12 protein-coding genes and 1 pseudogene are annotated in these 16,445 nt (G+C 37.5%); all 13 read right to left on the bottom strand.

Features of this window, described 5'->3' with window-relative positions:
• Nucleotides 1–386: 386 nt before the first annotated feature.
• The 13 genes and pseudogenes from RMR19_RS01470 to RMR19_RS01405 all read right to left on the bottom strand — a co-directional run bounded on the left by RMR19_RS01470 (nucleotide 387) and on the right by RMR19_RS01405 (nucleotide 16,407).
• The gene (locus RMR19_RS01470; RefSeq protein WP_139241718.1) at nucleotides 387–1,967 is read right to left on the bottom strand and encodes a recombinase family protein; all 1,581 of its coding nucleotides are present in this window, start codon (nucleotides 1,965–1,967) and stop codon (nucleotides 387–389) included.
• Nucleotides 1,964–2,383 (bottom strand): recombinase, encoded by a 420-nt coding sequence (locus tag RMR19_RS01465; protein ID WP_073285220.1) that lies wholly within the window; start codon nucleotides 2,381–2,383, stop codon nucleotides 1,964–1,966. The genes RMR19_RS01470 and RMR19_RS01465 overlap by 4 nt, the downstream gene beginning before the upstream one ends.
• A 323-nt stretch (nucleotides 2,384–2,706) precedes the next feature.
• Complete coding sequence (locus RMR19_RS01460; protein ID WP_442871520.1) at nucleotides 2,707–3,177, bottom strand: Csac_0668 family 2Fe-2S cluster-binding (seleno)protein; 471 nt, start codon at nucleotides 3,175–3,177, stop codon at nucleotides 2,707–2,709.
• Between the two features lie 152 nt (nucleotides 3,178–3,329).
• Nucleotides 3,330–5,173: pseudogene (locus tag RMR19_RS21975) on the bottom strand (heavy metal translocating P-type ATPase).
• Between the two features lie 15 nt (nucleotides 5,174–5,188).
• The gene (locus tag RMR19_RS01450) at nucleotides 5,189–5,410 is read right to left on the bottom strand and encodes a cation transporter (protein WP_026478195.1); all 222 of its coding nucleotides are present in this window, start codon (nucleotides 5,408–5,410) and stop codon (nucleotides 5,189–5,191) included.
• Nucleotides 5,411–5,555: 145 nt separating this feature from the next.
• Nucleotides 5,556–5,924, bottom strand: coding sequence for an ArsR/SmtB family transcription factor (locus tag RMR19_RS01445; protein WP_073285227.1), 369 nt, complete (start codon nucleotides 5,922–5,924; stop codon nucleotides 5,556–5,558).
• A gap of 490 nt (nucleotides 5,925–6,414) precedes the next feature.
• A complete protein-coding gene (locus RMR19_RS01440; RefSeq protein ID WP_073285230.1) occupies nucleotides 6,415–6,594 on the bottom strand; it encodes a hypothetical protein in 180 nt (59 codons plus the stop codon).
• A 3-nt stretch (nucleotides 6,595–6,597) separates the two neighbouring features.
• Nucleotides 6,598–7,053: a hypothetical protein gene (locus RMR19_RS01435; protein ID WP_073285235.1), complete on the bottom strand. Its 456-nt coding sequence runs from the start codon at nucleotides 7,051–7,053 to the stop codon at nucleotides 6,598–6,600.
• A gap of 66 nt (nucleotides 7,054–7,119) precedes the next feature.
• Nucleotides 7,120–7,821, bottom strand: a complete 702-nt coding sequence (locus tag RMR19_RS01430) for a SpoVG family protein (protein WP_073285238.1) — start codon at nucleotides 7,819–7,821, stop codon at nucleotides 7,120–7,122.
• A gap of 69 nt (nucleotides 7,822–7,890) precedes the next feature.
• The gene (locus tag RMR19_RS01425) at nucleotides 7,891–8,253 is read right to left on the bottom strand and encodes a hypothetical protein (protein ID WP_073285241.1); all 363 of its coding nucleotides are present in this window, start codon (nucleotides 8,251–8,253) and stop codon (nucleotides 7,891–7,893) included.
• 25 nt (nucleotides 8,254–8,278) lie between these two features.
• Nucleotides 8,279–15,808, bottom strand: a complete 7,530-nt coding sequence (locus RMR19_RS22105) for a helicase-related protein (RefSeq protein WP_331654598.1) — start codon at nucleotides 15,806–15,808, stop codon at nucleotides 8,279–8,281.
• 17 nt (nucleotides 15,809–15,825) lie between these two features.
• Entirely contained in the window at nucleotides 15,826–16,194 is a 369-nt protein-coding gene (locus RMR19_RS01410) for a hypothetical protein (protein ID WP_310601763.1), read from the bottom strand.
• 15 nt (nucleotides 16,195–16,209) lie between these two features.
• On the bottom strand, nucleotides 16,210–16,407 hold the full coding sequence (locus RMR19_RS01405) for a DpnD/PcfM family protein (protein ID WP_310601762.1): 198 nt from the start codon (nucleotides 16,405–16,407) through the stop codon (nucleotides 16,210–16,212).
• Between the last annotated feature and the right edge of the window lie 38 nt (nucleotides 16,408–16,445).

Raw genomic sequence — 16,445 nt, 5'->3', positions numbered from 1 at the left:
GGATATCATTCTAGGCAATAAAAAATGCAGGCCTAAATCCACAATGTGGCTTTTGGTCTGCTTACATACAATTAGAAGCATTCATATTTAGACATAGTTAAATTAAGGTATAGTTAAATAATCTATATCCTCACCGTAACTAACGAATGCTCAATATCGTATAAATAAGTACAACAAAAAAGCCTATCATCGGGGATAGATTCTGCCTTTTTTATTGCCAGCTTATCTTAAACGCATTGAGGCTGTCATAGTTTCGGTTCCTCCTAAATCCTTATTTGTATCAATTATTATAACACAACGAAATGATATAATCAACGTTTAAAAATGGAAAAACCGCCAAAGGGTGTTGTGATATGGTTCCCTCTATTGGCGGTCAGCTCAATATTCTATACCTCTTTGTCTATTTGTATTTCAATGCCTGATTTAAATTCAACAATGATGTGATCATCGTAAACTGTAATCCTTTCCAAGAGTGTCCTCACATATTCTTCTTCGTAATCAGTAAGCTCGCAAGGCAGGTCATTAAGGAAACGCATCATCTCATCAATTCTAGTTTTCAGATCCTGTCTTAATGCCTGCTCATTTTGAAGGGCCTGCTTCTCATCACGCAGCCTTCTAATCTCCATACCTAGCTCATCACCGGTATTCTTTGAATTGACCGTTGCCAGTAGCTCCTGCTGCATTGATTTCATCTGATCATCAATTGTTGCAATCTGACTAAGGTTGATCTCCTCTAAGCTACTCTCGATATTCTCTCGCAAAAGCGGAAGGATTGTCTCCTTTTCGCGGAACGCTTCGTTTATGGCCTTGATAACCACCTCATGGATCAATTCTTCGTGAACTGTTCTTGCCGGGCAATCAGGACCATCTTTTTCAACCCTGCTAACGCAGCGCCAAACGGTGGACTTACACCCTCGATTGTTCCATTTAATCCTGCGGAAGATATCGCTGCAGTGTGCGCAGAATACCATACCGGATAAGGCGTATCGCCCGCTATAGATACGTTTGCGTTTTGTTGTCCCGTTAGTAAGATTTGCCCTTCTAGCAATTTCCTCCTGTACCTTTAAGAAGATATCCTTTGGAATAATAGCTTCATGACTGTCTTCTACATAATATTTAGGAACCTGACCCTTATTGGCTTCTCGCTTCTTATCGAGTATATCCACTGTATAAGTCTTCTGAAGCAATGCGTCCCCGATGTACTTCTCGTTCGTAAGTATCTGCCTTATATTGCTTTCATGCCATTTTTTATTTCCTGCACCATTTCGTATTTCATCGGCCTCAAGAGACCTTTTTATCTGTAAGAAGCTCTTGCCTTCAAGGTACTCCCTATAAATGCGCTTTACTACTTCGGCTTGCTCTGGATCAATGATAAGGTGACCATCTTCGTCTTTGGTATATCCCAGGAACCAGTTGTGGTTGACCTGAACTTTCCCTTGTTGATATCGGAACTGTAAGCCCAAACGAACGTTAGCTGATAATGACTCGCTTTCTTGCTGTGCAAGAGAAGCCATAATTGTCATAAGAACTTCACCCTTGGCATCGAGCGTATTGATGTTTTCTTTCTCGAAATAAACACCGATATTCTTGTTCTTAAGGGCTCTCGTGTAATTCAGGCAATCAACCGTATTTCTTGCAAATCGGCTTATGGACTTGGTGATGATCATATCTATCTTGCCGTCGTTGCAATCGTTAATCATTCTCTGGAATTCATCACGCTTCTTCGTATTCATTCCGGAGATACCGTCATCGGCATAAATCCCCGCTAGTGTCCACTCTGGATGACTTTTAATATAGGTGGTATAATGCTCAATCTGTGTATCGTAGCTGCTTTCCTGTTCATCACTGTCGGTAGAAACTCGGCAATAAGCAGCTACTCGTGTCTTCTGAACTTTTTCGGTTGGTTTCTGAGTACCGATAATTTTCTTCGCTGGAATAACCGTAACATTTTTAGCTAAGGAAATCATTCATTCACCTCACTTTCTATCAAGCTGTATACGTATTCTGCCTGTATAAAAGGGTCCTCATATTTGATTTGTACCTTTGGCATTTTAAAACCTGTAGCAACCTGGCTCACTTTGTCTGGTTTCTTATCAAATACTCTCCCAAGCTTAGTCTGTCTTTTAACACGCTCGGCTTCTGCTGCATCAAAGGTCTCTTTATCTATAATAGCCGGATAATAATTGTCTCCAAGGTAATATTTATTTTGCAGCATTTTCTTTGCACTTGTGTGGTAAAGCTTAAGTCCAACGGCTTCTGCGGCAGGCATGTAGGCAAGTCCAGAAAGATATCCTTTATAGAGCTTCCTTACTTGCTCTGCTTTTTCTTCATCAATGACAGCTTTACCGTTTTCAATTCTGTATCCATATGGAATATGGCTCATCCTCTCACAACCTTTCCTTAAGATTTAATCCGCACTTGAGCATAAAGCCTATTTCACTTCTACTGTAAACTATAATGTGGTCGACGTGTACTTCAAATGCCTCTGCGTCAAATTCAGTAAATCCTTTACTGTCGTTTATATGTTTTAGTAATCCGTTCACTGCTTCTGCATTCTCAAGTTCCCCATTAACCGAACGGTACAAGGTTTCCTATGGTTAAGGGGAACATATCCACACTCGTAGTTGGAAACATATCCAACATTGGCTCTCGTTTGTGGGAAGATATCAACGGTTTTGTCTGTTCGTGAGAACATATCAACTCAAATCATTTCATGGTTAATCCCTTATCAATGGCTTCCTGAATAATCTTATGACAACATACCCCCAAAGGATTGTTTTCCTTACAAAGCGAATTTTTCATTGCTCCAGTTATGGCATTTACTTCTTTAACGGTTTTCGCACCATGCTTTACAACTGCTTCAATTACCTGATCTTCTGTGACTTTGCTGCAATAACAAGCATACTTAGGATCTGCATCTTTCTTAAACCAGATAGGAACCCTAACTTGGTCTTTTAAGAATTTTATTTCTTTATCTAAGTTATAGTAAATAACGTCGCAGTCCTCATTCATGCATATCTTATATTGATCTCCATCAACGGCATTACGATAATCATCTGTCACCAAGTGTTCAACGGTTATCCTACTAACTGTTACTCCTTCATTATTACAGACAGGGCAACTCTCCTTTGTTCTATTTAAATTTTGTGTGATACATTCACAGCAACATTCATCAATAACTTTCAATTACATAACCTCCATATCTTTAAAACCATTTAATTCAAGGTAAATCCCAACCAATTTTCATTTATAGTTTTTAAATTAAAAAATACCCCTTGATTGTATCGTCAATTATCGGTATCATTCAAGGGGTGAATAGGAAAAATAGTTTATAGCTTCTTTACATTCAAAGCTCTAAAAGCATTTAATACTGCAATGATAGTTACACCTACATCTGCAAATATAGCTGCCCACATAGTAGCTATTCCAAAAGCACTCAAAATAAGAACAATTATCTTTATTCCAATTGCAAATACTATGTTTTGATTTGCAATTTTTAATGTCTTTTTAGAAATCTTCATTGCAGTAGCAATTTTCGATGGCTCATCAGTCATAATTACAATATCAGCAGCTTCAATGGCTGCATCAGAACCTAAACCACCCATTGCTATTCCAATATCTGCACGAGCTAATACAGGTGCATCATTGATTCCGTCACCGACAAAGGCGAGTTTACCTTTTGTGGATTTTTGTGAAAATAATTCTTCTAGTTTTTCAACTTTGTCTGCTGGCAATAGTTCTGCATAAACCTTATCAAGACCAAGCTCTTTAGCAACTTTTGAACCAACACTTTTATTATCACCTGTCAACATAACTGTTTGCTTAATATTAGCTGCCTTAAGTTCCTTGATTGCTTGTGCTGAATCTTCCTTTACCTCATCGGCAATTACAATGTAACCTATATATTTATTATTAACAGCAACATGTACAGCAGTACCAATCAGCTCTCCCTTGAAATAAGGGATATCCATCATTTTCATAAGTTTGATATTTCCTGCCATAACCTTTTTGCCATCTACTGTTGCAATAACACCATGACCTGATATCTCTTCTACATCTGAAATACGTCCATTGTCTATTTCTTGCCATATGCACGTTTCAGTGAAAGTGAAATTGGATGATTGGAATAGCTCTCCACATATGCAGTTAATTCAAGTAGCTCTTCTTTGGAAACCCCTTCTGGATGAATTTCCTGTACATTAAATACACCTTTCGTTAGTGTACCTGTTTTATCAAAAACAACAATCTCTGTTTGAGCCAATGCTTCAAGGTAGTTACTACCTTTAACTAAAATACCTTTTTTTGAAGCTCCACCTATTCCACCGAAGAAACTCAAAGGAATTGAAATAACTAAAGCACACGGACAGGATACCACAAGGAATGCTAGTGCTCTATATATCCAATCACTAAAAGTCGCCCCGTCTATAACAAGAGGCGGTATAATAGCTAGAAAAACTGCAATTATAACCACAACTGGTGTATAATATCTCGCAAACTTAGTAATAAATTGTTCTGAATTGGATTTTTTACTACTTGCATTTTCAACTAAATCAAGAATTTTGCTTACAGTAGATTCTCCAAATTCCTTGGTAACCTCTGCTGTAATAACTCCATTAATATTGATGCAACCACTCAGGATATCACTTCCTACTTCTACTTCACGAGGAACAGATTCACCAGTAAGTGCTGATGTGTCAATCATTGAACTTCCCTCTATTACCTTGCCATCAAGAGGAATTTTTTCTCCTGCTTTAATTACAATAATATCTCCAATTTGTACTTCATCTGGGTCAACTTTGACAAGTTCATCGCCTTTTTTAACATTTGCATAATCTGGTCGAATATCCATAAGGCTTGCAATTGACTTTCTCGACTTGCCAACTGCATAGCTTTGAAACAGTTCTCCAACTTGATAAAACAGCATAACTGCAACACCTTCAGGATACTCACCAATAAAAAATGCACCAATTGTTGCAATACTCATTAAAAAGTTTTCATCGAAAACTTGACCTTTAAAAATATTTTTTACAGCTCTTTTTACAACATCTCCACCTACAATAATGTAACTTATTATAAAGAGAGCAATCTGTAACCATTCGTTATTTAAATTAAGCAATACTGCTGTAGCTAACAAGGCTGCACCAATAATTATTCGCCATAGTCGTTTTGTCATACTAAATAGCCTCCTTTAAGCCTTTTTCATAGTTGTATCGGGTTCAATTTTTTTAATTATTTTTTCGGCCTCTTCTATTATTGTTGGCATTTTTTCATCCTCACCATCAATAACGAGTTTTGTGGTCATAAAGTTAACAGTAGCTTCTTTCACTCCATCAAGCTCATTAATAGCCTTTTCCATTTTTGCCGCGCAATTTGCACAATCCAAACCTTCAAGTATAAATTTCTTTTTCATTATTAAATCCTCCTAAATATTATTTGTAATTTTATTTTGAATACTACAAGTCTTTTTCAAATTTTCTTGAAACATTGCTCATTTGATATGAAGACTTAAATATCTGCCCAAATATCTTCAAAAAATATTCTATTATACCGCATTACTACTTCTCGTTGATATGAATTAGACCTTGGTCAAATATTTCTCTTACATGATCATCAACTAATGAATAATATACTACTTTGCCTTCTTTTCTGTTTTTCACTAAATTAGCTTGTTTTAAGACTCTCAGCTGATGGGAAATTGCTGATTGTGTCATGTTAAGTAATACAGCGATATCACAAACACACATTTCAGCTTCATGTAAAGCCCATAATATCCTGATTCGTGTTGAATCTCCAAATACTTTAAATAATTCTGCTAGATCATAAAGGCTTTCTTCTTGAGGCATTTTATCTCTAACTTGATTTACAATATCCTCATGAATTACATTGCAGTCACATCTTTCAATTGAAATAAATTTTTCAGTCATATTATCACCTCTTTTTAAATCATTTCATATGAATGCTTGAGCAAGCATTTATACGTTGTGTATTTATTATATTATTGTTTTTCTCATATGTCAATAGTTATATGAGCATTTATTCAAGTATTTTTTATATTATTTGAAATATCTCAAAACCATCTATTACGACATTAATACCATAAAAGGGTGATTTCTATACAAACCTATTTTAAAAACACAAATATTGTAGATTATATAAAATTCTTATCATCCCAGAGGATTATTTCTCCCTCTTTCTGAGCCATCAATTTTTCCACCTTTATAATGTCATCACTCTTTTTACCCTATGTCATCTATAAAGCACCCCAAAAATAGGGGTCAAAAAACGGTGTTTTTTCGCTCATTTTTTGCTCCAAAATCACTCTTGAACCACTATATGTTGTGGTCAACTTCTACTTTTCGCCCCCTGAACCACAATACGTCATCAAAATTATACTCTCAACGTGGCCCGATAGGCTCATCTTGATGTCTTGAGTAATTTTTCACATTTATCCGTACGTGGAAACTTTTCTATCTTGTTTTTTTCACTTTGTGTTTCATATAAGTCATTCGCTTTATCGCCCATTTGATTTGCTTTTAACAGACCTATTAATTCTTTTATCATTTCATCCTGTGTTAATGATTTTTCTATATCCATAGCTTACGCCTCCTCATCCCCTGTTTCTTCTCCACGCATCACTCTGATGAACTTCTCATATTTTTCCAGCGAATTATTCGGATCTCCTTCCACTGTGAAATCAAACATATCGGAGAAGTCATGCACATCCCCCATCGAATACAAATCTTTTAAAAACCTGCTGAAATCCTCAACAAATTTAGCTAAAATCTGTTCATGATTATCATTCTCGTTATAAACATAATATTTCACATATTCCTTGCGGCATATTCCAATACAGTCCCAGACCTTATATGTTATTTCACCTTTTTGATATAGGTTGATTTGTAACATTCCTCCACTGAATCGATGATTAATAAATGTGTCATAAAACTTAGATGTCACACTTAATGTTAGTCTTTTGCCTTCTTCTTTCGTGTACTCTACAATCACTGGAATAATCGCAAAAACAGCTGCTCTTTGAAATTCTCTTTTCCTCATATTGTCTTTTCCTCCAAATTCGAAAGAGCCAGAGATAATCCCTGACTCTTTCATCTACATTATTTACTATCGAAACGGTGTCTCTCTATCAGGCAAACTCTGAAACTGTCCTGACTTTTCTTTCTCTTTCTGCAAATCATTTTTTGTTTCTTTTTGCTCTTCCTGCTTCTTTTCCTTTTCTTCCTCATATGTTTTCATTACCTCTCCATAAAGTTTTTCACGAAACTCCTTTGTTACTGGATAACACACGTCCTGATAAATCGCTTTGCCTTGTTCGTCTATCTGCTTTGTCTTATAAGCCGGCATTGCAACAAACAGCTTATCTTTCCCCTGAAGGATACTTACATTATTTACAATAAATTGATTATCGAAATAAATACGTGCAAGACCACATACATTGCTACCATCTCTTTCAAATGGTGTAACCTTTACTGAAAACTCTGGCATTTCAGACTGTGTTTTTTCAATCTGTCCTTGCTCTTTTCCCTGATTTATTACATGCTCATAAGCTTCAAGGATGTTATCGTACAGTTCCTCACGAAATTCCTTGGTGATGGGATTGCAGACATCCTTAAAAATAACACCGCCATTCTCATCTCTTTCACTGGAACGATATCTAGGCATAGATACAAATAACTGATGTCTTTCAGGATTTTCTAAGATTGCAATATTGGTAATCTTAAATGAATCACCAAAGACTACTGTGGCAAATCCTTTGATATTGCCTTCCTTTGTTTTTACTTCATTTACATGAATTGAATATTTCATTTACTACTCACTTTCCGTATGCTCCGTGCATACACCAAAATCAAAAGTGGATGCCTACCATCCACTTCACTACTCTTTGCAGATGCTACAACGCATCTGCTCAATTACATCCAAAGGGACACGACCATTCAGCCAATTAGCTAAGGTAATGACCATTCCGTCCTGTTCAAAGTAGATATAGTGCTGATGTTCTGCACTAGCTTCATATACTACCGTGACAGCAAAATTAGGCATGAACATTTGTGATTCTTCTTCCCAAGTACATACAACCCCCTCATGCAGATTTAGATTTAATTCTGGAATATGCACCCACCATCCACTGATAACAATTTGATACTCTTCATCTGTTTCAGCTATATCATCATCAATATCTGATAAATCCATCTCTGCAATCACTTCTTCCACTTCGAACAAGCGATACACTTTCTCCATTACTCCTCACGTCCTTCCCTATCCATCATCTGCTCCTATCATCCACGTTGGTTTGATAAGCAGTTTTTGCTTCAGCAACATATTTATCATTTTCAGACTTTTCTATATTGCCCTCGTCCAATTCTTCTTTTGTCGCACTTAAGTCCACATCTTCCACTTTCCCATTTTCCAGATTTAGCTGTGCATTCAATTCATATTGACGCGCCAGCTTTTCTTTCAATTCTGTTTCATAAGCAAATGGCTTCTCGTACTCTGACTTTGAGGCATCCAAATCATTCTGATACTGGTCAATCTTCTTCAGTAAAAACTCTTCATTCTCATGAATTCCACTAAATAAATTTTCTAATTTCACCATATTTCCAACTGGGCTAGTTGACAGTTCCGCTTTGTAGTCTGTCTTTCCACGAAGCACCAAATAATTTGTGCCCATGAAGTTCTTTTCTACCAGCAACTCAAACTGATGAAACTGACCAATAGGATTGATTTCACCTGTCTTGCACTTACTAATTGCTTCTAACATAACGGTTCCACCATCCACACGCTCCTCAAAACTTGCTCTACCTATCGTAATAGAAAAATCCGGATTCTGAATTAGTTCTGCATCTCTCAGCTTGATATCTTCCTTTACACAGCACAGTTTCTCTTGTGCTGCCTTAATCAGCTTTGGATAGCGGATCATATAATTATCCTGCAACGAATAATGCTGATTGTCATAAGAAGCTTTTAGTAACTTCAAACGTTGTACCTCATTATCTAATTCCATCTTTTCACGAATCAATGGATTGCCAGTTGCAACTGCTTTAATTTCTGCATATGACAAAGTTGCTTCATCAATATCCTCACAAGTTCTGGATACAGATTTGCTTGTCATAACCTGACTGATAAATCGCTGCTTATTTTCCACTAATGACCATGAATACGCATCAAAAGTTCCTTTTGTAACATAACGATAAATTGCCACCTCGGAATTTTCATTTCCCTGACGGATACCTCTGCCTTCTCGTTGTTCAATAGCAGAAGGCTTCCAAGGACAGTCGATATGATGCATCGCAACAAGATGTGTCTGTACATTTACACCAGTACCGCACTTATCTGTAGAACCGATTAGAATTTTCTTTTTACCTGTTCGCATTTCTTTAAACAAGATATCCCTCTGCCCGTCTGTCTTAGCATCATGGATAAATGCTATTTCTTCTTCTGGAATTCCCCGAAAAATTAGTTGCTCTTTAACATAATTGTAGACATCAAAATCTTTACTCAAGTCACGGCTTGACCATCCACTCTTAGGCGTACCAATATCCGAAAAAATAAGCTGACAACCGATTTTATTCTCGTTGACAGCTTTGAAATATTCGTAGCATACATTTTCTACGACCTTATTTAATTTTCCATCCGTATTGTTTGGTGCATCTGCATCTAATAGCCTTGCATCAGTACCTAGCAGTCTAGCCTCATGTGTGATCTTTAGGAAATTATCCTCTGATGGGTCAATTCCATCATTACGGATTCGCTCTGCCCTTACTACAAAATCCTCCATGACCTGTTTTACATACCAGTCTGGTTCACTTTCCACAATTGTGTACTTATTATCCCTTAGTGTTGGCACTTTCAGATTTAGCATATCTTTGGTTTGTACATCTGCCACTTCACGAAAGATGTTCATTAATTCTGGAAGATTCGTAAACTTATTAAACCTGCTTTTGAATCGGAATCCGCTTCCTTCTACGGTAAGTTCAAGTGCTGTTGTTACTTCACCAAAGTTTGCTGCCCAGGAGTCAAAATGATAAATTCCCATCTGCTCTAGTGCCTCTTTTTGTAGATATAACTGCATCACATACAGTTCGCACATAGTGTTTGAAACCGGGGTTCCTGTTGCAAATACAATTCCTCTGCCATCATTGATTTCACTCAAATACTGGCATTTCAACTGCATATCTGTAGATTTCTTCGCTCCTGAGCTGCTAATACCGGAAACATTATTCATCTTGGAAAAAATAGCAAGGTTCTTAAAATTATGAGCTTCATCCACCATAATTGAATCCACACCTAACTCCTCAAAGGTAATCAAATCATCTTTTCGACTTTCATCTGCCAATGATTTCAACTGTTCCTCTAGCTTTTTCTTCTGTGCCTCCATCTGCTTTACAGTCCATCGTTCTCCGTTCTGTGACTTCATTTCATCAATAGAATAGGCAATCTCCTCAATCTGTTGGTTCAACATCCGCTCCTTTCTTTCTGCCGAGATAGGAATCTTCTCGAACTGCGAATGCGACATAATAATACAGTCATAATCTCCCGTTGCAATTCTAGAGACAAACTGCTTTCTCCTACTCTTTTCAAAATCACGCTCTGTTGCCACTAATATATTAGCGGACGGATACAGGCGCAGGAACTCACTTGCCGTCTGTCCAATCAATGGTTTTGGCACCACCATAATTGTTTTACCTGCAAGTCCCAGTCTTTTCTGCTCCATACAAGCAGCCATCATTTCAAAACTCTTACCCGCCCCAACACAATGAGCCAGTAACGTGTTTCCTCCCATCAGGATTCTTGCTACTGCATTCTTTTGATGTGGCTGTAATTCAATCTCTGGATTCATCCCTGGAAACTGTAACTGTGAACCATCATACTCCCGCAAGCGAATATTATTGAATGTTTCATTATAATACTCCACATACTTTGCTCTTCTCTCTGGATCTCGGAATAACCATTCCTTAAATGCTTCTTTCATCTGGTTCTGCTTTTCTCTTGCTAACATCGTTTCATTTTTATTCACGACATAGTGATATTTTCCATCACCATCATCAATTCTGTCACGAATGGTAACTGTCTTTAGGTTCAGCGTATCCTCAAAAATTGAATAGGCATCCTCTCTGCTCGTTCCATAAGTTTTCGTGGCTGCAACAGAATGTTTATCTCTTGACTTATTTTCAATAAACCATTCCATACTCAGCTTATTCAAATGAACCTGTATTCCCGAATTGTACCACTGAGTTCGTACTGCTCTTTCCCTTCTCGGAGTATTGAGAAGTTCGTAGATAAACTGCTCATAGTCTTCTGCCTCCACCCATGTGGTTCCAATTCTTACATCAATCTCACTTGCTTCAATATCCTTTGGCTGCACCTGTTCCAACGCCTTTATATTTTGTACGAATAACTCTGGATTCGCTCCTCGCATAGCTTTTGCTACACGCAGCTTTTCTCTTACATTTCCAGACAGATAATCATCCGCTGTCTCCCAACCTGCGTTTGGATTATTTTCGTTATAACGGTTTGGATTCAGATAAATTAATCCCTGTAATTCTTCAAGCATAACCGCACGTTCTAACTCTGCTTTTACGTCATCAGATAGTGCAATATTCGAGGACGGTTCATTCCCTTTTGCTGCCAATTCCTCTACCAGCTTTGACAAATCAGGCTGATAAATACTTAACATATAGGGAATGTTGACTGCGCCATATTCATTGATTGATACATTAAGCGCTTCTACCGCTGTTTCCACTCTCTCAATCTGAATTCTGGCTTTGATGGTTTGCTTAAAGAACATGTCTGCTTTCTTCACAATCCCATCCTCATTTACATCTTCTAAAGAGCATAACAGTGGGTAGTCAGAATCATCTCTGAATGCCCTGCTGTTTGCCTGTGCAGTAATACATCCATATTTTTCAACAAAGGCATCGTAGGTTGCATTCAATGTTTTTTGTCCTTCTGCTAATTCTTCCTCACTACAACCATCTGTCTGAATATCGATCAAGTGTCTGGTATTATTTCGAATTTCATCTAGCAAGCGAATCCTATCCTCTACTGTAGCATTTACTTCTTTTCGGTACATATGGGAATTTTCTCTGTAATATAACTTTCCTTCATAAAACGTATAAGAGAAATTTCTCACATCGGGATCTGCAGGTATCGCATCTTCACTTATTTCCTCTGACTCTTCTAAATGTTCAAAATCAGTCATCTGTGCAGATATTGTACGAATAGCTTTATTCAATTCTTCGTACATATTGAAGTTTTCAGCATCATTTACACAGACTGTATATCTGCTATCCTGACCGTAAATTCTAGTGTCATATTCCATATGTCCTAGCATCATATCTGGATGCTCTACAAAATAAGAATTGACCGCAATTCCATTCTGGGTATAGCTCAAATGCACCCAATCTGGTTCAATATCAATCTTACGTTCTCTTTTTTGTAAAAATAAAATATCGCTGGTCACTTCAGTTCCTGCATTTTCTTTAAATGCCATATTAGGAAGTCTTACCGCACCAATTAGTTCCGCTCTCTCCGCCAAATACTTACGGAAGGTAGCATTGCTTTTATCAAGCGTTCCTTTCGTCGTAATAATCGCAACAATACCGCCTGGTCTTACCTGATCCATCGCTTTTGCAATAAAGTAATCGTGAATACGAAGATTTAATTTATTGTATTTCGGATCAAATACCTTATAATCTCCAAATGGTACATTCCCAATCACAACGTCAAAGAAATTATCTGGGAAGGTGGTCTTTTCAAAACCAGTAATACTGATATCTGCTTTCTGATACAGCTGCTTTGCAATTCTACCGGAAATGCTATCTAGTTCCACACCATATAATTTGCAATTCTGCAAAGGTGTTGGCATGCTTCCAAAGAAATTCCCGACTCCCATACTTGGTTCTAACACATTTCCACCTCGGAAACCAAATTGGAGTAACGCCTGATTCATGCAACTTGCAATTTCTGGTGAAGTATAAAATGCATTATTTACAGTAGCTCTAGCTGCAATATATTCATCTTCTGTCAAAAGACTTTTCAGCTCTACATATTCCCTTTTCCAGTTTTCATTATTTTCATCGAATACTTGAGAAATACCACCCCAGCCAACATACTTTGATAAGATTTTCTGTTCCTCACTGTTTGTCAGTCTATGTTCTGATTCCACCTGCTTTAATACTCCTATTGCTTCACTATTCCATTGGAATCTTGTCTTTGCTCCACCTTTAGGAAGTTCCCACAAATTGTAATGAAAGTTACGTTTCTCGGAATGTGTTACTGCATCATCTATGAGATTCTCTGCTGCACTTTCATTACCAGTAGCAACTCGTCTTTGTGCTTGTTCCTCACGATTCTGTTTTGCGCTGTCACATTTATCAAGGAATCTCTGATATATTGGCTGTAAGGTTGTTCTATCCTCAGTTGCCATCATTTCATTATACCGTTGTCTATGATCTGCTCCGCAGAAGAATGGTTGCTTTGACATATAGGACAATACTTCATACAGTTCTCTATAGCCTGTTGCAACTGTTTCTCTTTCACCAAAGCGGTTCTTATAATTCATGTTAATCTCATAAGGCTTTAAGGTGTATTCAATTAAGCCATATTTGTTGTTGCTATAGCCTTTTTGCTCTTCTTTACTTCCTAAGACCATATCTGATAAAAGTTCTAATTTGTTTGGAATGAGCAAATACTCTGAATTTACAATATCCTGTAAAAATGGTTTAAAAGGCATATAACAGCTACATTCTGTCACAAGAATTTCCATTGCCTCTCGCATATCTTCATCCATATCTGCAATTATGTTTGCATAATCAGTAGGAATTACTTCCAGTCTTTCATCACTATGGCTCTCCTCATACTGCTTTTCATATTCACGATTTTCTGCTTCAATCTCCGCACCATATTCAGCCATTGTGACCATACGGTCTTCTTCTGCAAGTTCCTCTGGTGTCATTTCATAAGTTTCTGTCTCTGCTTTCTGTTCTGTGATCTTCCTATGACTTTCATAGCTTTCAGGTTCATCGGGAATCGCAAATGCATCCACGACCTCAACGACTTCCTGTTCATCAGTAGCATCTATTACTCGGTGAACGATATCAACATAATCTTCCCTGTCAGCATCCATAGAGATTTCATCTAATGATTGTCTCTCTGGCTGATACTCTCCAGTCATAATTAGAACACCAATTTCTTTTTCAACTGTCCCCCATGAAATATAGCCTTCTTTTTCGCCTTCCTCATCTCTCCACTGGAAGCGAAGTCCTTGTGCATGGAAAGAATCATAACCATGCAAACCGTAACCCTCTATCGGCCAGCCTGCTCCACCTTGACCATACTCCTTTTTAATACGTCTGGCTCTGGTTCCTGCATCAATTTCATTCTGATATATCTTACATACTCGGCTCATACCATTTACAAAGCCAGTACCACGAAGTAGGGTTTGGCGTACAAACTCATGTGGTACAACCAACTCTTTCTTCGGTTGAATATAAGTATATTTTTGTCCAGCAGCTGAAATTTTGGTGGTTTGTACATGCATCAATCCGCTAGTATTCAGCCCAAAATCCCCATCAAAAAAGGAAGCCTGATGGTAATTGGCTTCCTTACTATTTCCAAATGAATTGATTTCATTTAGTTCTCTATTCAGTTCTTCATCTGCTCCTAGTGAAATTTCATTACGATCTGCTGAAGGACTACTTCCTCTGCCTGCATCTTCGCCTGTTCTCTCAGTTTCCACATCTCCATCGTGGAATTCGGATTCTCTGGTTTGTGTTTCTTCAGGTAATCGTTCATCAGCTGGTCTAACAGTTGATAAGCTTCCTCGTTCACCTCGTTCATTTTCTCTGCCAGTTTCCCGAATCGGTAAAGTGTCTTGTACCTTGCTGGTTCGTTCTCCTTTAGATAATTCATCGCCAGTATTCCGTATTTCCCTAAATTCGTTAATTTCACTTCCTGCTCTTCCGGCATCCGAATATCCGGATACAGTAGTCCGTCCACTTCGTGATACGTCATTGTTAATTCTGCCATATGCAATTCTCCTCTCGCTTTCAATCGTTTTTAGGTTTCTACTAAATTCTCTAAGAACGCTGCAGGAGACATCGCATACCAGGGAACCAAGACGGTAAATGACTTCCTCATCGGTTATCTTTACGATCTGACTAAAATCCTGTTCTTGCATAGATAAGTCAAATCCGCATCTCGTACCAACCGCATACATAACACTTTGATATACCAAGTCATCTGTGGTTAGCCCTGACGTTTCATAATTGAGTTCCTTTATCATACTCCCAGCTAGCTGCGATAATTCTGAGATTCTTTCCTCAAAATCTGTTCTTATTATACCCCAAACATTTGTTCCTGTAAATAATTTTAATGAATTTAGTAATTCTTCTCGTGTTGTTCCTTCATACTGCTCCATCTGTCCTTCAGATACCAGATAATCCAAATAATCCTTTAGGTTTTCACCCTCCAAATCCCATGTGAGCTTTTGTTTCTTTCCACCCGTATCGATGATATCAAATACATATCTCATGCGAGGATTTAATGCTCTTGATGGAAAAATAGCTATGCCTTTACTTCCACGCTTGACATATCTTTCAACTTTTTTCCAAGTATCATAATCGGCTATCATAGTTGAATGTGGGCGCTGACCATACACCATCAGGATGTTATCAAACTCAAATCTATATATCTGACCGGTGAGTCGACAAACATCCTGCCACTTCTTTTCAGAAGTGGTGACATCATGAATCATCTCATCATAGATAGCTTTTGCTTCATACTTATTGCTCATCCGATTCTCCTCCTGTTCTAGTTTTTCTTGTCAAACAACTCCTTATAAAGCTTTGCTTCCTCTTTATCTAAAGTAATGGCAAATTCCTCTGTTTCATCCTTCTCTGCCTTTTCAATTGCGGTAATAATCTTTTTTGTGATTCTAAGAAGCGTATGATTTTCTTTGTTCATCATCATACACTCCTTAAATGTCATTCCATTATTACTGTTAAGAACTCCTGTATTAACCTGAATCATAAAAGACAGATCAGATTTTACCTTTGCTACCTCATCCATTGAAATAAAAACAGTCTTAATGCTCTCCTTTGAAACTTCCCATTCCTTTTCCAGCATTTTTATTAAAAATGCCATGTTCTTTACTACGTTTTCTTCTACTACTTTGCTCATATTCTTTATCCTCCGCTATTTGCTTTTTCCTAATTGTTGTTTTTGTTCATATGGACGAAAATCCACATCTTTCATGTCCTCGGCATCAAGAATGATTTCCTGTGCATAATACTTTTCCATTGCTTTATCAATGGCTTCTCCAAGAGAAGCTGCTTCGATTTTTTCAATCCTTGACAAAACCTCTTTGATTTCGACCTCATATTCTTTAGACATTTTTCCTCCAATCAAAAAAAGACCGAACCTTATGTTAC

Source organism: Anaerosporobacter sp., from assembly GCF_031551385.1.
In the GTDB taxonomy this organism is placed as follows: Bacteria; Bacillota; Clostridia; order Lachnospirales; family Lachnospiraceae; genus Anaerosporobacter.
The sequence above is the reverse complement of the archived record's forward strand: the minus strand, read 5'-3'. Positions and strand labels throughout refer to the sequence as shown.